This is a genomic window from Kitasatospora sp. NPDC051702 (genome assembly GCF_040681575.1).
GTDB lineage: Bacteria > Actinomycetota > Actinomycetes > Streptomycetales > Streptomycetaceae > Kitasatospora.
The window spans coordinates 58,322-76,172 of sequence record NZ_JBFAZB010000019.1 but is presented as its reverse complement, the minus strand read 5'-3'; the positions used below and the strand labels follow the sequence as shown (position 1 = coordinate 76,172).

Sequence of the window (17,851 nt, the reverse complement as noted above, 5' to 3'; positions counted from 1 at the left end):
AGTGGATTCACCACCCGCACCCTGACCACGAGGAGCGGTCACCATGGCCGACCCGCACACTGATTCCGAGCCCGAAGGCGGCTCTGTCCAGCGCCGCGAACACGGCATGCGCAGGGTCTCCACCGTGACGCGGTGGACGGTCGCCGCGGCTGCCGCGGGCTCCGCCGCCCTCGGCCTTGCCTACACCCAGCTGCTGCCCGGGACTTCGGCCACGCCCGCCGCCGCCCCCGCAACCGGAGGCCTGCCTGCCTCCGACCCCGCCTGCACCCAGCCGGCCCCTGCCCCGACCGGCGCACCCACACCCGTCACACGCCGCGAGAGCGACGACGGGGACGAACGCGCGGCGGACGGTCAAGGCGAGCGCGCATCGGACGACAGCGAGCAGGGCACCGCCCAAGTACAGCCGGTTGCCGCCACGTGCCCCAGCGGCACCACCGCGCCCGGCCTCAATCCGCCCACCCAGCCGCCCGCCCCGGCTCAGCAGGCTCCGCAGACCCGGACCGGCGCCTCATGACGCACCACGACAGCCCCCCGGCGGCCGTCTCGTTCCCGGCGCTCGGCACCACCGCCACCCTGCTGACCACCAAACACCGCGCACTGGCCGATGCCGAAACGATCCTGCTCTACGAGCTGGCCGCCATCGACGACGCATGCAGCCGGTTCCGCCCGGACTCCGAACTGAGCCGGGTCAACGCACGCGCCGGCACCCCCGTCACAGTGAGCGCACTGTTCGCGCAGGCTCTCACCGTCGCCCTGCGCGCCGCCGAACTGACCGACGGTGCCGTTGACCCCACCGTCGGGCAGGCCGTCCTCGCCATCGGCTACGACCGGACGTTCGCCGCCATACGGCCCGAGGACGCCACGCCCCTGCCCGTCGCCCGCCCGGCCACCGGCTGGCGCGAGGTCACGTGGGACCCGCAGGCCCGAAAACTGCTGCTCCCGCGCGGGACGACGCTGGACCTGGGCGCCACCGCCAAGGCCCTGGCCGCGGACCGGGCCGCCGAACGCGCGGCCCGCGCCACCGGCGGCGGCGTGCTGGTCAACCTCGGCGGCGACCTCGCCACCGCCGGTCCCGCACCGAACGGAGGCTGGTCCGTCGGAGTCTGCGACGACCACGCCTCCACCGAGCCCGGCCCGGTCGTCACCGTCACCTCCGGCGCCCTGGCCACCTCCGGCACGGGCGTGCGGACCTGGCGGCGAGCGGGCCGCACCGTGCACCACATCGTCGACCCCGCCACCGGCCGCTCCACCGCGCCCCACTGGCGCACCGCCACCGTCGCCGCCGCGACCTGCGTGGACGCCAACACCGCCAGCACCGCCGCCATCGTTCTCGGCCCCCAAGCCGTCGACTGGCTGACCCGGACCGGCCTGCCCGCCCGGCTGGTCCACATCGACGGCACCGAAACCCGCCTCGGCGACTGGCCCCAGGCCCCGATCAGCGGAGGCCACCGGTGAACACCGCCACCGCCCTCGCTGCCAACCCGCTCTGGTACGCCACCCGTGCGGGCGGGACCGTCGCCCTGCTGCTGCTCACCGCGACCGTCGTCCTCGGCATCGCGGTGGGCGGCAAGGGCGCTCCGCGTCGGATCGGCCGCTTCGAGGTCGGACTGCTGCACCGCAATCTGGCCGTGCTCACCCTGGCGTTCCTGGCCCTGCACATCGCCACCGCCGTCCTCGACCCCTTCGTCCACCTGGACTGGGCCGCCGCAGTCGTCCCGTTCGGCGCGTCCTACCGGCCGCTGTGGCTGGGCCTGGGCACCGTCGCATTCGACCTGCTGCTCGCCGTCCTGGCCACCAGCGCCGTGCGGCTGCGCCTGGGCCGCGGCCGCTGGAAGGCGGTGCACTGGCTCGCATACGCCGCCTGGCCGCTCGCCCTCTTCCACGCCGCCGGCACCGGAAGCGACACCCGCCTGCCGCTCCAACTCTGGCTGTACGCCGGCTGCCTGGCCACCGTCGTCGTCGCCGTGTGGTGGCGGCTGTACCGCGCCGGGCCCGGCCGTACCGTCCCCCGGCTAACCGCCGCCCTCGCGGCTGCGGTCGTGCCCGTTCTGGTCGCCGCGTTCCTGGCCACCGGGCCGCTGCAGCCCGGCTGGTCCCACCGCGCCGCCGCCCTGTCCCTGACCGCCCTGGGAGGCATCCGATGAACCAGGCACCCGCCCGCACGCTCCAGCAGGCGACCGGCACAGCCAGGCTCCTCGACGCCTGGCACACCACCGGCCGCCCGGCGGACCTCGCCGATCACCTGGAACGCCACGGTGCGGCGCCCCGCCCGGGTGCCGCGCTGATCGCGGCCGTCGAGGAGGCCGGGCTGACCGGACGGGGCGGAGCCGGGTTCCCGACCGGCCGCAAGATGCGCGTCGTCGCCGCCCAGCGCCGCCGTGCTGTCGTCGTCGCCAACGGCATGGAGAGCGAACCGGCCAGCCGTAAGGACCAGATCCTCCTGGCCGTCGCCCCGCACCTCGTCCTCGACGGGGCGGTACTCGCCGCCGAGGCCGTCGGCGCCGACCGCGTCCACCTGTGCGTGCCGCGCACCCGCACGCACCAGCTGCGCGAACTGACCGCCGCGATCGACGAACGCCGTGCGGCCGGCCTCGACACCGTTCCGGTGGTCCTCCAGGAGCTGCCGCACGGCTACGTCACCAGCGAGTCCACCGCACTGGTCCACTGGCTGAACGGCGGCCCGGCCCGCCCGCTCGGATCCCCACCCCGCACCCACGAGAAAGGCGTGCACGGGCTGCCCACCCTGGTCCAGAACGTCGAGACCCTCGCGCACCTCGCACTCATCGCCCGCCACGGCCCCCACTGGTTCCGCCAAGCCGGAACCGCCGAAACCCCGGGCACCGTCCTGATCACCGTCGGCGGGGCCGTCCGCGACCCCGGTGTCCTCGAAGTCGAGTCCGGTACCACGATCGGTGCGCTCCTCCAGCAGGCCGGCGGCCCCACCGAACCACTCCAGGCCATCCTGGTCGGCGGCTACGCCGGCACCTGGCTGCCCGCCGGCCAGGCACTCGCCCTGCCCTTCACCCGCGCCGGCCTCGCACCCGCCGGAGCGGCGCCCGGAGCAGGTGTCATCACCGCCCTGCCGCAGGACGCCTGCCCGCTGACCGAGACCGCCCGCATGCTCACCTACCTGGCCGCGAACGGAGCCCAGCAGTGCGGGCCCTGCCGCTTCGGCCTGGCTTCCGTCGCCGCCGATTTCACCGCCCTCGCCGACGGCCACGCCGCCCCCGACCAGGTGGAACGGCTGCGTCACCGCGTCGGCCTGCTGCCCGGCCGGGGCGCGTGCCGCCATCCCGACGGCGCCGCCCGCCTGGCTGTCGGTGCCCTGACCGCCTTCGCCGACGATGTCGATCACCACCTCCACCGCGGCCGCTGCCGCCGCCCGGCGGTCCTGCCCGCGCCACCCACCGCCCGGATCAGGGAATGGCGATGACCTCCGCCCTCGCCCTGCTGCGGGTCGACCGCATCGCCTGCACCGGCCACGGCCAGTGCGCCGAGCTGCTGCCCGAACTCATCAGCCTCGACGAATGGGGCTACCCCGTCCTCCACGACACCGCCGTCCCACCCGACCTCCACGCCCACGCCCGGCGCGCCGTCCGTGCCTGCCCCCGACTCGCCCTCCACACCGACCGGGCCCAGACCTGACCGCCGTGCCGCGTGCCGCCCCGGTCACCACCCAAGGCTGGACAGCCGGATGCGCCCACCGGCCGGCACGCCGAGAATGACCTTGACGATCCGACGGGAGCGCCCGACTCATGACCTTCTTCGACATGCTCAACCCGCACCAGGAGAGCCACAGCGCGGGCCGGGCCGGTTGGCTGCGCGCCGCCGTGCTCGGCGCCAACGACGGGCTGGTGTCCATCGCGAGCCTGATGGTGGGCATCGCGGCGAGCGGGGCGAGCACCTCGACGGTGGTCACCGGCGGCCTCGCGGGGCTGTCGGCGGGCGCGTTGTCGATGGCCGCCGGTGAGTACGTGTCCGTCAGCTCGCAGGTCGACGTCGAGACCGCAGACCGGGCCAGGGAGCAGCGCGAACTCGCCGAGAACCCTGAGGCCGAGCTCGCCGAACTCACCGCCATCTACCAGGCCCGCGGCGTCCCCGGCGACCTCGCGCGGCAGGTCGCGGTCGCCCTCCACGAGGCCGATCCGCTCCAGGCCCACCTGCGTGACGAACTCGGCCAGAGCGAGCACACCGCCGCCAGGCCGCTGCAGGCCGCCCTGGCCTCCGCCGCGAGCTTCCTGATCGGGGGACTCCTCCCCTTCCTCGGCCTCTTCGCCGGCACCACCACCGCCCGGCTGTGGCTGATCGTCGCCGTCACTCTCCTCGGCCTCGCCGTTGCGGGCGTTCTGGCTGCCCGCGCCGCCGGGACCGGCGTCCTGCGTCCGACCCTGCGTGTCGTCCTCGGCGGCGGGCTGGCCATGGCCATCACCGCCGCGGTCGGGCAGATCGCCAACGTCTCCGGAGTCTGACCGGAGCGGTGGACGAGGTCCCACCGGCCGAGCGTCCCGGCGACGCGGCCCAGTCGGGCCGCCGTGTTGCCGGCTCGGCACCGCCTCCGGCGGTCCTATGCGCCCGTGAGGTCGCGCCGCTCGAAGGCGGCGGCGCCGACCGTCATCAGGGCGAGGCCGATCCCGGTCATGACCACGGTGGAGACCGGGGCGAAGGACTCGGCCGGGACGGTGGCGAGGTGGTGGAACGGGGACGCGTCCAGGACCCCGCGGGGCCAGTGCAGAGCGGGCCCGATCAGCTGGACGAGGTACGCGGTGACCGCGACCGCGACCGAGGCCGCGACGGTCAGGCGCGGCCGCGCGCCGTACAGGAGGAGCGCCACGCCGGTGAGGAGGACGGCGACGGGCAGGGTGTTCAGCACCGACCCGAGCGTGTCGGTGATACCGACGTCCGCTCCGCCGATCGCGGTGCCGGTCCACAGCGCCAGCGAGGCGGCCACGGCGATCAGCATGGTTGCGGCCACCGTCAGCAGGAGGTGGCCGACGAGCCAGCGGCGGCGGGAGACCGGGCGGGCGAGGGTGTTGTCGAGGCGTCCGGCGGCCTCCTCCGTGCGGGCGGCGCCGATCCGCCAGCATGCGTAGAGGGCCAGGAGCAGGCCGATCAGTGCGGCCATGATGCTGAGGTAGGCCTTCGTGGCCTGCGCCGCGTCCCAGCCGAGGGCCTGGAGCACTTTGCGGTAGGCCGGGTCGTCGGCGATGAGATCGGTGACGGTCCTGAGCGTCGAGCCGATCACGAACGCGTAGGCCGCGACACCGATCACCCAGCCGATCAGCACACCCCGGGTGCTGCGCCAGGCGAACGCGGCCGGACCGCCCAGCAGTCGGGCCCGGGATGTCCGGCGGTCCGGTTCGGCCAGCAGGGCCCCGCCGGTGTCGCGGGCCCGGCGCAGCCGGACGGCCACCGCACCCAGCAGGACGGGCACCGCCAGCAGTGCCGCCAGGGCCTGCCACCGCGGGTCCCGGTAGGGGTGAAGTTCGTCCATCCAGCCGAACGGGGTGAGCCAGCGCGCCCAGCCACGTGAGTCGCTGCTGTTGGCGAGCATCCGCACGAGGAACATCAGCCCGAACACCGCCGCCGCGGCGCCGGTCGCCCGCCGTCGGACCTCGAACGCCTGGGCGGTGATCGCGGCGACGCCCGCGAAGGTCGCCGCGAAGCCGGCCAGGGCGAGCCCGAACAGGACCGATCCGCCCGCGCCCGTCCCTGCTGTCGCCAGGACCACGGCGACCGCTGCACCGACCACGGTGATGGCGCAGGCGAGGACCGCAAGGTCCACGAGGACGGCTCGGCCCGCCCGCAGCGGGCTCGCAAGGACGAGTTCGGCCCGTCCGGACTCCTCCTCGCCGCGCAGCAGCCGCCCGGTGGTGAGCAGCGCCCAGATCCCCACGACGGACACCAGGACCCAGCCGCCGTCCCAGGCCACGAAGCCGCCCGGGGTGTCGATGGCGTGCGGGATGCCCTGGAGCATCCGCAACGCTGGATTGTCCTGGAGCGTGGCCAGTCTGGCCCGGGAGGCGGCGTCGGGATAGGTGCCCAGGTAGGAGAAGACCTCGACCGCTGTGTAGGCCGCGACCGTCAGGGCCAGCAGGCCCGTGCCCCGCCGGACCAGCCGGGCCGAGAGCCGCGCGAGCGCCACCTCCGCACGCCGTCCGCGCCCGTACGGAACGCCGGCCCCGGGCGCGGGGGACTCGGCTGCGGTTGCGGTCACTGCGGCGCGCCTCCTTCGCCGTCGTTCACCTGCGCGGGCCTGGAGCCGTGAGCGGCGGCGACCGCTTCGCGCTGGGCGGGGGTGGCCTCGTAGTAGGTCAGGAAGATCTCCTCCAAGGTCGGTTCGCGGCTGCGCAGACGCACCAGCCCCGCGTCGGCGAGCCGCGCGAGCACGGCAGCCGGCGGACCGGTCACCGACACCCGCACGCCGCCGTCGGTCGGCTCCACGGCGGTCACGCCCGGCAGATCGGCGAGTTCGGGAACCGGGCCGTCCAGGACGGCTTCGAAGACCGTGCTGCCGAGGCGGCGCAGGTCGGCCAGGGCCGCGATCTCGACCAGCCTGCCCTCACGCAGGATCGCCACGCGATGGCAGAGGTCCTCGACCTCGTCCAGGATGTGCGACGACAGGAAGACGGTCTGTCCCCGCGCGGCGGCCTCGCGGGCCAGAGCCTGGAACTCGGCCTCCATCAACGGGTCCAGGCCGGCCGTCGGCTCGTCCAGCAGCAGGACGTCCGGCCGCGTCATGAACGCCGCGACCAGCGCGATCTTCTGCCGGTTGCCCTTGGAGTACGAGCGCGCCCGCAGGCCCGGATCGAGGCGCAGCCGCTCGACGAGCTCGTCCCGGAAGGCGAGGTCGACGGCGCCGGACAGGTTGCCCAGGTACGTGAGGATCTCCAGACCGGTCAGCTGCGGCCACAGCGAGACATCGCCCGGGACGTAGGAGAGGTGGCCGTGGGCCCGCTCCACGTCGGCCACCGGGACACCCATGATCCACGCGGAGCCGGCGGTCGGCCGGATGAGATGGAGCAGCAGCCGGATCGTGGTCGACTTCCCCGCCCCGTTGGGCCCCAGGAAACCGAAGATCTCCCCCTCCTCCACCGACAGGTCCAGGCCGTCCAGGGCGACCACCCGGCCGAAGCGCTTGCTCAGCCCCTCGGTACGTATCGCGGCGTTCCCCATCCCGCACCTCCGTGGCTCGGCGGGTCCGTTTCCACGCTACGGCCCGACGCGGGCACCGGGCAGCGGGCGAAGGACCCCTCGAGTGCGGCGTTCGGCTACTGCGGCCGTCCGCCATGGCGTTCGGCCACAGAGCCGGCCACCTGGTGGCTCCCTCCTCCGTCGGAGTGGACCATTGAGGGGAGGCGATGTGGGCCGGTGGGCCCTGTACCGGGACGCGGTACCGCGATGAGGTGAAGGTCCGGGCCGCCGTTGCGGCTGCTGTCGGCGCTACCCGGGGAGACCGGAGGATGTCGTGCCGGAAGCAGAGAGCCTGACGACCGGCCGTGACCAGGCCCGGCCAGTGGCTGCACGTGCGCGCCGATGGCTGGAGCCGGGTCTGCTCGTGGCAACCGCTGCGGCGCTGGCGGCCGGCGGGATCGCCTGGCTTGCCGGCAGCCAGACCGCCGCCGACCTGTGCTGGGCCGCCGGCACTGTACTGGCCGTCGTTCCGGCGGTGGCCTGGGTCGTGGTCGCGCTGCGCAAGGGGCGGGCCGGCGTCGACCTGATCGCGGTGCTGGCCCTGGTCGGCACCCTGGCGGTGGGCGAGTACCTGGCGGGCGCCCTGATCGCCTTGATGCTGGCCACCGGACGTGCCCTGGACGCCGCTGCCGAACGCCGCGCCTCCCACGACCTGCGCGCCCTGCTCGAGCACGCGCCGCGCTCGGCCCGCCGCCGCACAGGCCGCGAAGTGGCCGTCGTCCCGCTGGCCGACGTCGCGGTCGGCGACGTGCTCGTCGTCGGCCCTGGCGACGTGGTCCCCGTCGACGGCCGGGTCAGCGACGGCACGGCCGTGCTCGATGAGTCCGTGCTCACCGGCGAGTCCGAACAGGTGGAGCGCGCAGTCGAGGACACCGTGCGCAGCGGTGTCGTCAACGCCGGCGGCGTCTTCGAGATCACGGCGACCGCCACCGCCGAGGACAGCACCTATGCGGAGATCGTCCGCCTCGCCGAGCAGTCCGGCGCACAGCGGGCACCCACCGTGCGCCTCGCCGAGCGCTACGCCGCCTGGTTCCTGCCCCTGTCCCTCGCGCTCGCCGGCCTGGCCTGGCTGCTGAGCGGCTCCGCCACGCGTGCCGTGGCGGTCCTGGTGGTCGCGACCCCCTGCCCCCTGCTGCTGGCCGCACCGGTCGCCATCGTCTCGGGACTCTCACGCGCCGCACGGCGCGGCGTCATCGTCCGCGACGGCGTGGCACTGGAGAACCTCGGCCGGGCCCGCACCCTGGTGATCGACAAGACCGGCACCCTCACCGCCGGCCGTCCCCGCGTCCTCGAAGTCGCCGCCGCCCCCGGCCGCACCCCGACCGAGGTACTGCGCCTGGCGGCCTCCCTCGACCAGGTGTCCACCCACGTCCTGGCCCAGGCCATCGTCCACGAGGCCCGCACCCGCGACCTCACCCTCTCCCTCCCGCGGGACAGCACCGAAGTGCCCGGACGCGGCCCCGCCGGGACCGTCGACGGCCACCACCTCACCGTCGGCAAGAGCGACCTCGCGCCGTCAGCCCTCCCCACCTGGGCGCGGGCGGTCGACAACCGCGCCGTCCTCGACGGGGCCGCCATCGCCTGGCTCACCGTCGACGACACCCTGGCCGGCGCCGTCCTGCTGCGCGACCCGCTGCGCCACGACGCCCCGCACACCGTGCAACGGCTGCGCGAAGCCGGACTGACCCGGCTGGTCATGCTCACCGGCGACCGCCCCGAGCCCGCCCGCGAGGTAGGCGCCGTCCTGGGACTCGACGAGGTCCGCTCGGGGCAGTCACCCGCCCACAAGGTCGCCGCGGTCCGCGCCGAATCCGCCCGTGCCGTCACCCTCATGGTCGGCGACGGCGTCAACGACGCCCCCGCGCTGGCCGCCGCCGACATCGGCGCGGCGATGGGCGCACGCGGCTCCAGCGCCTCCTCCGAAGCCGCCGACATCGTCCTCACCACCGACCGAGTGGACCGCCTCTCCGACGCCATGGAGATCGCCGTCCGCGCCCGCCGCATCGCCGTCCAGAGCGCCGCCGGCGGCATGGCACTGTCACTGCTCGCGATGGTCGCCGCCCTGTTCGGCCTGCTGCCCCCGGCCGCAGGCGCGCTCCTTCAGGAGGCCATCGACGTCCTGGTCATCCTCAACGCCCTGCGGGCCCTGCTGCCCGCCCGCGGCGCCCGCCCGCCGCTCGAACCCGACACCGAAGACCTCATCCACCGCTTCGCCGACGAACACGACGATCTGCGCGACACCCTCGACGCCATCCGCGAAGCAGCCGGCCTGCTCACCACCGAACACGGCCCACGCGCCCTCGCTGCCGTCCGGGAGATCGACCGCCTCCTCACCAACCGCCTCCTCCCGCACGAACACGCTGAGGAACACCAGCTCTACCCCGCCCTGACCCGACGCCTCGGCGGCTCCGAAGCCACCGAGACCATGAGCCGCGCCCACACCGAGATCGACCGCCTCGCCCGCCGCATCACCACCCACCTCCACCTCGCCGACGAGGAAGGCCACTTGCGGCCCGAGCAGATCGACGACCTCACCGCCTGCCTCTACGGACTCCACGCCGTCCTGCGCCTGCACTTCCAGCAGGAGGAGGAGAGCTACTTCTCCCTCGTCCCCTGAACACCGTCCGCCGAGACCGGAGGCCACCCGCTGGGGCACTTCTCCCGTGGACCCGTGGCAAAGTGCCGCCGCCTTGCCGACCACCGCTGCCTCGTGTCCGCCCGGCGAGGACGAGGACGCGGCACCGCAGGCGGGGCGATCCCTCGCGGCCCGCTGCCCGGTACCGCAGGGGAGACGACGGCGTTCCTCAACTCGTTCGTGAGCGTCCTCCTTGGGTGTGTTCGTGCGTGGCGAAAGGGGTGTCGGGCGTGGACGGGGCGAACCTGGAGCAGAGAAGCCACGACGTCCGGACGCGGGAGACATGATGAGCGGTCTGGTGATTGTCGGTGTGGACGGGTCGGAGTCGAGTCTCGCCGCCGTGGAGGTGGCGGCGCGGGAGGCGCGGTTGCGAGGGGCGCGATTGCGGGTCGTGCACGCGTTCATCTGGCCGACGATGCATGTGCCCCTGGGACCGTCACCCCTGGGCCCGCCCGAGGGCGGGCTGCGCAACGCGGCGGAACGCCTGGTGGCCGAGGCGGTGGAGCAGGCGCGGGCGGCGGCACCGGAGGTCGATGTCAGTCATGCCGTGGTGACCGGTGAGCCGTTGACGGTCCTGGAGGCGCAGTCGCGATCCGCCGACCTGGTGGTGGTCGGATCCCGGGGCATGGGCGCCTTCGTCGGACTGCTCGTGGGGTCGACGGCCGTGCACCTGGCGGCGCACGGCCGCTGTCCGGTCCTGGTGGTGCGTGAACAGCCCCGTACCGAAGGCCCGATCGTGCTGGGCATCGACGGCTCGGCCGCTGGTACGGCAGCGATCGAGTTCGCGTTCGCCGAGGCCGCCCTGCGCAAGGCGCCGCTCCTGGCTCTGCACGTGTGGAACACCAGGAGCGAGCGGGCCTACGAAGGGCCCGGCGATCCCCTGACCGCCGTCGTGGTGGACCGCGACCATCTCCGCGAGACCGAGCAACGCCTACTGGACGAGACGGTGGCCTCCTGGCAGGAGGCCTTTCCGCAGGTCGTGCTGGAGCGGCGCCTGGTGCGCTCCCGGATCCGCCCCGCACTGATCGACGTCAGCCGCGAAGCCCAGCTGGTCGTCGTCGGCGCTCGGGGTCGGGGCGGCTTCACCGGCCTGCTGCTCGGCTCGGTCAGCCAGGCTCTGCTGCACCATGCCCACTGTCCCGTCACCGTCGTCCGAGGCAACGAGTGAAGTCCACGTCACCCGGATCACGGCTGGGCCCGACACCCTGCCCGCGCAGAAGGCGCAACCGTTGTTGAGGGGCCCGCCGCCAACGTGCCGAGGCGGTGGCCGCCCTTCGGCGTAGCCCGGGCCACGGGCGCTCTGCGGCGTGCGCCGACCGGAGGGGCTGCGCCTGCTGAAGCAGTTCCTGATCGGAGTTCTGCGCCGACGGGCTGCCCGGGCCCCTTCGCCCGAATGTCCCGTTCCTGCCCGGCCGCCCCGCCCAGGCGCTTCCGCACCGCCCACCTGCCAGCCCATGGAATGGCCGTCCGCTCGCCGTGCGGCTGGTGGGGGGACTGGTGCCCCGCCAGGGTGCGGAGCGCTGGCGCGCCCCGGGCCCGGCCGCAGGCTGGTGCTCCAGCGCCCCGCCGCGGACCCCCGAGCGCGGCAGGGCCCCGGCCGACCGCCCACGCGCCCTGTCCGTTTATGCGCCGGGCCTACCCAGCTCCTACCGTCCCCGTACGATGGCGGAAAGCGCTGGCTCGTCTACCGTGCGAGTGTCGACTGTCATCAACGCTCGTTCATAGGGCGGGCCCGGTTTCCGGAGAAGGGGTGTGGGGTGCGTGGCTGCGACAGCTGACCACCTCAAGGCGCTCCTCACCGCGCATGCCGAAGGCGACGAGGACCTCTTCTACAGCGTCGCTCTCCAGGTCGCCGCGAAGTCCGCCCGCCAGGGGCACGGCAAGCTCGCCGTCGAGATCCGCGAGCTCATCGATGCCGCACGTGCCCAGAAGATCCCCCGCACCGGCCCCACCCCCGTGGTGCAGCCCAGGGGCGAGCTGGCCAGCCTGCTCACCGCCGGCTACTCCGATGTCCGCCTGGACGACATGACCCTCGCCGAAGACCTACGAGCCTCCCTCGACAAGGTCCTCCACGAGCAGCGCCAGCGCGCCCGCCTGGAACGCTTCGGCTTCACGCCCGTCCACCGGATCCTGCTGTCCGGCCCGCCAGGCACCGGCAAGAGCATGACCGCCGCCGCCCTGGCCAAGGAACTCTCCCTGCCGCTGTTCACCATCCGCCTCGACGGACTGATCAGCCGCTTCATGGGCGAGACCGCCTCCAAACTCCGCCTGGTCTTCGAAGCGGCAGCCGAGACCCGGGCCGTGTACCTCTTCGACGAATTCGACGCGCTCGGCGCCGAGCGCACCGCCGGCAACGACGTCGGCGAAGCCCGCCGCATCCTCAACTCCTTCCTCCTCTTCCTCGACGAAGCCCCCTCCGAAAGCCTCGTCATCGCCGCCACCAACCACCGCCAACTCCTCGACCGAGCCCTGTTCCGCCGCTTCGACCTCGTCGTCCGCTACGCACCCCCCTCCGCGGAGCAGGCGATCGAGGTTTTGCAGCGAAGGCTCACCGGTATGAACACCGCAGCAGTACGGTGGTCCGACCTGACCGGCAAGGTCGACCAGCTCAGCCACGCAGAGCTGGTCAAGGCAGCGGAGTCGGCGGCCAAACGCGCCATCCTCGGAGGGGACGACATGATCGACGAACGCCAACTCATCGACGCCCTGGACGAGCGGCACGCGCTGCGCCATGCCTGACCCGGCCCCGCCGAGGTTCACCCCGCACCTGCTCGTCCCGTGGAGCGCCGCCACCCTGGTGCCGAAGAAGCAGACCGCGCGTGGTGGCGGGGACGACCTGGTCGACAGGTCCGCCGACCGGTACGGCCACGTCACGCGCCTGCTCGAAGGACTGCGCCAGGCCCAGCAGGAAGCCGTCGAGGACCGGCGGGACATCCCCGCAGACAATCGGCCCGACGGGTTCGCCATCCGCGTCGAAGCGGCGGACGGTCACGGGCTGAACCTGGGCGCCCTCGACAGCTCCGGCCTGACCCTGCTGAGCGCCCACCCGGCGACTCCTGGCCACCCGCAGGACGCGGTGGTCTGGATTCCGGACGGACACGTGCCGACCTTCGCCGACAAGATCAGCCAGTTCACCCAGGACACCCGGGACCACAACCCGAAGCAGGCCGCGACCGTCGCCAACATGGAGCGAATTCAGCGTGCACTGCTCGAACACTTCTGGCAGGAGGAGGCACCGCTCCCGGAGCTGCAGGCTCCCCGATGGTGGGAACTGTGGTTCGATCCCTCCATCACCGGGATGGACCAGATCCAGGATCTCCGTCGTACCGCCGCCGAGCACGGCTGGCGGATCGCACCCCGGTCGATCACCCTCGGGGACTACCACGTCGCCCAGGTCGAAGCACCCGGCGACCAGCTGAGGCTCCTGCTGACCACCAACTGCCCCGCCGAGATCAGACGGCCCAATTTCGCCGAAGAGATCCACACGACCGAGCGCGCCCTGCAGGTGCCGCTCGTGGCCGACCTCGCCACCCGTCTCGAGCAGGCACCGCCCGGATCACCCACGGTGTGCATCCTGGACACCGGAATCCGCCAGGAACACGTTCTGCTGAAGGATGCGCTCGCCGGCCGAGCGCAGAGCGCCTTCCCCACGGAAGGCCCGGAGGACCGCAACGGGCACGGCACCTGGATGGCCGGCCTGGCGCTCTACGGTGACCTCGACGCCGCACTGGCGACCAACGATCCCGTGCGCCTCACCCACGGCATCGAAGCGGTCAAGCTCCTGCCGGCGAAGACCCCCGGCACTCCCCGCACCTTCGGCGAGGTCACGGCCGACGCCGTGGCCGTCGCTGAGACCGGATCCGTCGAGCAGCCCCGTGCCCGGGTGTTCTCGATGGCCGTCACCAAGCATTCCGTCCGCCCGGAGAACGGGACCGACGGAACGGCGACCCTGTGGTCCGCCACCGTCGACGCGCTCGCGGCCGGCACGTCCGTCACCGTCCGCGACGACCGCATCGAACTGCACGGCGCTCCCGATCCGGCAGCCTCCCGGCTGATCGTCGTCTCGGTCGGCAACATCCGCGACCGCCTGCCGCACGAGATGCGAGCCGCCGACGGCAGCCCCTCGCACCTGTACCTGTGCGACACCTCCCGCGTCGAGGACCCCGCACAGGCCTGGAACATTCTCGCCGTCGGGGCCCACACCAACCTCACCGACGTTCCCGACCACCCCGACTTCAAGGGCTACCGCGCTCTCGCGTCGGCCGGTGAACTCTCGCCCTTCAGCCGTACCTCCGTGGCGATGGGCGAGTCCACTCCCATCAAGCCGGACATCGTCCTCGAGGGCGGCAACCTCCTCGTCGACGACGCCAACACCCGGTGGCACGAGCACGACATCGTCGGCCTCACCACCACCGGCATCCATATCGACCGGCCCCTCACCACGGCGAATGCCACCAGTGCAGCCACCGCCCAGGCCGCCCGCCTGGCAGCGATGGCCCACGCCGCCTACCCAGCCCTTGGCCCCGAAGCGATCCGCGGCCTGCTGGTCCACGAGGCCCGCTGGACCACGCCCATGCTCCAGGGTGTCTACACCAGGAACGGCCGGCCCAAAATGGGGCCGGGTGACTTCGCGAGAAAGGTACTGCGCCGCTACGGCTGGGGCGTGCCGACCGAGGAGAGGGTCTTGTCGAGCGCGGCGAACGCCGTCACCCTCATGATCCAGGGCTCGCTCATCCCGTACCGCCGCTACCCGGGGGGTGTCCGCCTGGGTGAGCTCAAGCTCCACGAGCTTCCCTGGCCGCGTGAGCAGCTGGACGACCTGGGCGGCACGGACGTCGAGCTGCGGGTCACCCTGTCGTACTTCGTCGAACCCAATCCCGGTCGGCGCGGTGTCAGAGGCCAGCGCACCTACCCCTCCCATCGGCTCAGGTTCGCCATGAAGGGCTCCCTCGAGTCCCGGGCCGCCTTCGAGCGCCGCATCGCGGAGACGGCGGAGGCGGAGGACGACGGAATCACCAGGGTCAAGAAGTTCGACAGCGACGACGCGTGGGTCGTCGGCCCGACCAACCGCAAACGCGGCTCACTCCACTCCGACGTCTGGAGGGGCGACGCGACAGCGCTGGCCGGCAGCGGCATGCTCGCCGTCTACCCCGCCGGCGGCTGGTGGAAGGACCACGACCGCTCCGACCGTGTCGGCCTTCCCGTCTCCTACGCCCTGCTGGTGTCGCTGGCGACACCAGAGGTCGAGACCGACCTCTACACGCCAACGGCCGTAAAGCTCGACGTGCCGATCCCTGCCGACCTCGCCGCCCGAGTCGAGACGTCCTCGGGAGTGCCGGTCCAACTGCCGATCAGCTGGTAGCTGGCATCGGGCGGGCAGCGGCCGTCGCGCACGACGCCCCCGGAGCCGGCGCAGTGGACACGGACGGAACGGCGCTGGACCTGCTCAGCGGTCGGCCGGGTCGGCTCCCTTGATCCGTCGGCGGAGGGTGGTGGCGAAGTCCTCGGCGCGGGACAGCTGGACGCGCAGATCGGCGATGCGGTCCTGGGCGGCCTGCTCGTAGTCGCGGACGCGGTCGAGCAGCTTCTCCCGCTCGCCGGGGTCGAGCCGGCTGCCGGCGTCGAGGCGGTCGGTGGCGTCGAGGAGGTCGCGCATCTGGTCGAGGCTGAAGCCGAGGGGCTTCATGCGGCGGATGACCATGAGGCGGGCGACGTCGGCCTCCGTGTACAGGCGGAAGCCGCCCTGGGAGCGGGCGGAGGGGATGACGAGGCCGGTCTCCTCGTAGTGCCGGATGGTGCGCAGGGACAGTTCGGTGCGGGCGGCGACCTCGCCGATCTGCATGTGCTCGGATTCCACGCCCGCCATCCCCGTGTCGCTCTCGTCTCCTGGCCTGTCGGCGGCCGACGTCTCCAACCCTCCCTACTCTAACGTCAGGGTAGAGTTGGCGGTGTGGGGTGGCCTTGTGCCTTCCCCGACCCTACGGCCTGTGCGCGTGGTGCGGGCCCACCGCTGTGTCGGGGCCGAAGCCGCCCCCGCGAACATCCGCCGGCAGGAGACGAAGCGTGCGCATGCCCCAGGTGCCCGGCGCCGCCGACTGTCCACCGTGATGCAGCACGTGCCGTGAGCTGATCGGCTGCCTTCGGGCCCGCCTCGCTCCGCCCCTTCCGTCTTACGCCCGCCACCTCGGGCGATCCGCGGGGTTGCCGCCCTCGCCCTCCCGCGTTCCCGTCCCCGCGCGTACCGCCGGTCGCGCCCGAGCACGACAGGTCCACCCCCTCTTGCAGACTTCCCCGCTCGCCGCTGCCTCGCGCCTGCGCGGCTCCCGCCCGTCCTGGCTGTCGCCGAAGGTCTTCCGCACCGAAGTGCTGGCCGGCCTGGTGGTCGCGCTCGCGCTGATCCCCGAGGCGATCTCGTTCTCGATCATCGCCGGCGTCGACCCGAAGATCGGCCTGTTCGCCTCCTTCACCATGGCCGTGGTCATCTCGGTCGTCGGCGGCCGGGCGGCGATGATCTCCGCTGCCACCGGTGCCGTCGCCCTGGTCATCGGCCCCCTCAACCGCGAGCACGGCCTGGGCTACCTGGTCGCCGCGGTCATCCTCGGCGGCGCCATCCAGATCGTACTGGGCGTACTGGGGGTGGCGAAGCTGATGCGGTTCGTGCCGCGCAGCGTGATGGTCGGCTTCGTCAACGCCCTCGCGATCCTGATCTTCATGGCCCAGGTCCCCGAGATGCACGACGTCCCCTGGGCCGTGTACCCGCTGATCATCGGCGGCCTGGCGCTGATGGTGTTCTTCCCGAAGATCACCAAGGTCGTCCCGGCGCCGCTGGTCTCGATCGTCATCCTCACCGTGATCACGGTCGCAGCCGGGATCGCGGTGCCGACCGTCGGCGACAAGGGCGACCTGCCCTCCTCCCTCCCGGTGCCGGGCCTGCCGGACGTACCGTTCACCCTGCGCACCCTGACGGTCATCGCCCCGTACGCGCTCGCGATGGCGCTGGTCGGGCTGATGGAGTCGCTGATGACCGCCAAGCTCGTCGACGACATCACCGACACCCACTCCTCCAAGACCCGCGAGTCGATCGGCCAGGGCGTGGCCAACATCGTCACCGGCTTCTTCGGCGGCATGGGCGGCTGCGCGATGATCGGCCAGACCATGATCAACGTGAAGGTGTCCGGCGCCCGTACCCGCCTGTCGACCTTCTTCGCCGGCGCGTTCCTGATGGTGCTGTGCATCGTCTTCGGCCCCGTCGTCTCCGACATCCCGATGGCCGCGCTGGTCGCCGTCATGGTGATGGTGTCCTTCGCGACCTTCGACTGGCACTCCATCGCCCCCAAGACGCTGAAGCGGATGCCTGCCGGGGAGATCGCCGTCATGGTGATCACCGTCGCCGTGGTCGTCGCCACGTCCAACCTCGCCATCGGCGTCGTCGTCGGGTCGATCACCGCGATGGTCATCTTCGCCAAGCGCGTCGCCCACCTCGCGAACGTCACCGCCGTCACCGACCCCGACGGCACCAGCGTGGTGTACTCGGTGACCGGCGAGCTGTTCTTCGCCTCCTCCAACGACCTGGTCGGCCGGTTCGACTACGCCACCGACCCCGACAAGGTCGTCATCGACCTCACCGCCGCCCACATCTGGGACGCCTCCTCGGTGGCTGCCCTCGATGCGATCGAGACGAAGTACGCCCAGCGCGGCAAGACGGTGGAGATCATCGGCCTCAACCAGCCCAGCGCCGAGATCCACCAGACACTCAGCGGCGAACTCGCCAGCCACTGACGCGCCACACCGCGCCGGCTCTCCGAACTCCCGGAGGGTCGGCGCCGTCGTTCGGCGCCCCCAGCGCCCCCGTTGCCGTCTCCGCCCTCTACCTCTGGCTGCGCTACATCCTCCTCACCTGACGGCGTGCCAATGGCAGTCGGCCGGCCGGGGCAGACGGCGTTGCCACACCGGGTCATCGACGGCTCCTGCTCACGGCGGGCGAGGCAGCAGAAGTCCTGCGTGGCCCCTCCCCGCTGCTGCTCG

General features: G+C 72.8%; 14 protein-coding genes. 11 read left to right on the top strand and 3 right to left on the bottom strand.

Translation table 11 applies throughout. The features are described 5' to 3' along the window. Positions 1 to 43: 43 nt before the first annotated feature. The 6 genes from AB0N04_RS18130 (at position 44) to AB0N04_RS18105 (ending at position 4,469) form a co-directional block, all read left to right on the top strand. Positions 44 to 514 carry a hypothetical protein gene (locus tag AB0N04_RS18130; RefSeq protein WP_360209908.1) on the top strand — a complete coding sequence of 157 codons (471 nt, stop codon included), beginning with the start codon at positions 44 to 46 and terminating at the stop codon, positions 512 to 514. Beyond that, positions 511 to 1,455, top strand: a complete 945-nt coding sequence (locus tag AB0N04_RS18125) for an FAD:protein FMN transferase (protein WP_360209906.1) — start codon at positions 511 to 513, stop codon at positions 1,453 to 1,455. Before AB0N04_RS18130 ends, AB0N04_RS18125 begins: the two co-directional genes overlap by 4 nt. Further along, positions 1,452 to 2,144: a ferric reductase-like transmembrane domain-containing protein gene (locus AB0N04_RS18120; RefSeq protein ID WP_360209904.1), complete on the top strand. Its 693-nt coding sequence runs from the start codon at positions 1,452 to 1,454 to the stop codon at positions 2,142 to 2,144. Before AB0N04_RS18125 ends, AB0N04_RS18120 begins: the two co-directional genes overlap by 4 nt. Beyond that, on the top strand, positions 2,141 to 3,433 hold the full coding sequence (locus tag AB0N04_RS18115) for an NADH-ubiquinone oxidoreductase-F iron-sulfur binding region domain-containing protein (protein ID WP_360209902.1): 1,293 nt from the start codon (positions 2,141 to 2,143) through the stop codon (positions 3,431 to 3,433). The genes AB0N04_RS18120 and AB0N04_RS18115 overlap by 4 nt, the downstream gene beginning before the upstream one ends. Beyond that, positions 3,430 to 3,645 carry a ferredoxin gene (locus AB0N04_RS18110; protein ID WP_360209900.1) on the top strand — a complete coding sequence of 72 codons (216 nt, stop codon included), beginning with the start codon at positions 3,430 to 3,432 and terminating at the stop codon, positions 3,643 to 3,645. The genes AB0N04_RS18115 and AB0N04_RS18110 overlap by 4 nt, the downstream gene beginning before the upstream one ends. A 110-nt stretch (positions 3,646 to 3,755) precedes the next feature. After that, positions 3,756 to 4,469 (top strand): VIT family protein, encoded by a 714-nt coding sequence (locus tag AB0N04_RS18105; protein WP_360209898.1) that lies wholly within the window; start codon positions 3,756 to 3,758, stop codon positions 4,467 to 4,469. 95 nt (positions 4,470 to 4,564) lie between these two features. On the opposite strand, the gene AB0N04_RS18100 is transcribed toward AB0N04_RS18105, so the two are convergent. Together AB0N04_RS18100 and AB0N04_RS18095 are read right to left on the bottom strand one after the other, a co-directional pair. Beyond that, the gene (locus tag AB0N04_RS18100; RefSeq protein ID WP_360209896.1) at positions 4,565 to 6,214 is read right to left on the bottom strand and encodes a hypothetical protein; all 1,650 of its coding nucleotides are present in this window, start codon (positions 6,212 to 6,214) and stop codon (positions 4,565 to 4,567) included. Next, positions 6,211 to 7,173 carry an ABC transporter ATP-binding protein gene (locus tag AB0N04_RS18095; RefSeq protein WP_360209894.1) on the bottom strand — a complete coding sequence of 321 codons (963 nt, stop codon included), beginning with the start codon at positions 7,171 to 7,173 and terminating at the stop codon, positions 6,211 to 6,213. The genes AB0N04_RS18100 and AB0N04_RS18095 overlap by 4 nt, the downstream gene beginning before the upstream one ends. Positions 7,174 to 7,555: 382 nt before the next feature. On the opposite strand from AB0N04_RS18095, the gene AB0N04_RS18090 reads away from it, so the two are divergent. The 4 genes from AB0N04_RS18090 to AB0N04_RS18075 all read left to right on the top strand — a co-directional run bounded on the left by AB0N04_RS18090 (position 7,556) and on the right by AB0N04_RS18075 (position 15,188). Further along, positions 7,556 to 9,808, top strand: a complete 2,253-nt coding sequence (locus AB0N04_RS18090) for a heavy metal translocating P-type ATPase (protein ID WP_360209892.1) — start codon at positions 7,556 to 7,558, stop codon at positions 9,806 to 9,808. A 304-nt stretch (positions 9,809 to 10,112) separates the two neighbouring features. Next, positions 10,113 to 10,994 (top strand): universal stress protein, encoded by an 882-nt coding sequence (locus tag AB0N04_RS18085; RefSeq protein ID WP_360209890.1) that lies wholly within the window; start codon positions 10,113 to 10,115, stop codon positions 10,992 to 10,994. 593 nt (positions 10,995 to 11,587) lie between these two features. Continuing rightward, entirely contained in the window at positions 11,588 to 12,565 is a 978-nt protein-coding gene (locus AB0N04_RS18080; protein WP_360209888.1) for an AAA family ATPase, read from the top strand. Then, positions 12,558 to 15,188, top strand: a complete 2,631-nt coding sequence (locus AB0N04_RS18075; protein WP_360209886.1) for a S8 family peptidase — start codon at positions 12,558 to 12,560, stop codon at positions 15,186 to 15,188. Before AB0N04_RS18080 ends, AB0N04_RS18075 begins: the two co-directional genes overlap by 8 nt. Before the next feature lie 84 nt (positions 15,189 to 15,272). Here the strand turns inward: AB0N04_RS18075 and AB0N04_RS18070 are convergent, their stop codons facing one another. Beyond that, a complete protein-coding gene (locus tag AB0N04_RS18070; RefSeq protein WP_360209884.1) occupies positions 15,273 to 15,683 on the bottom strand; it encodes a MerR family transcriptional regulator in 411 nt (136 codons plus the stop codon). 422 nt (positions 15,684 to 16,105) lie between these two features. Between AB0N04_RS18070 and AB0N04_RS18065 the strand changes: the two genes are divergently transcribed. Beyond that, complete coding sequence (locus AB0N04_RS18065) at positions 16,106 to 17,605, top strand: SulP family inorganic anion transporter (protein WP_360209882.1); 1,500 nt, start codon at positions 16,106 to 16,108, stop codon at positions 17,603 to 17,605. The last annotated feature ends 246 nt before the right edge of the window (positions 17,606 to 17,851 follow it).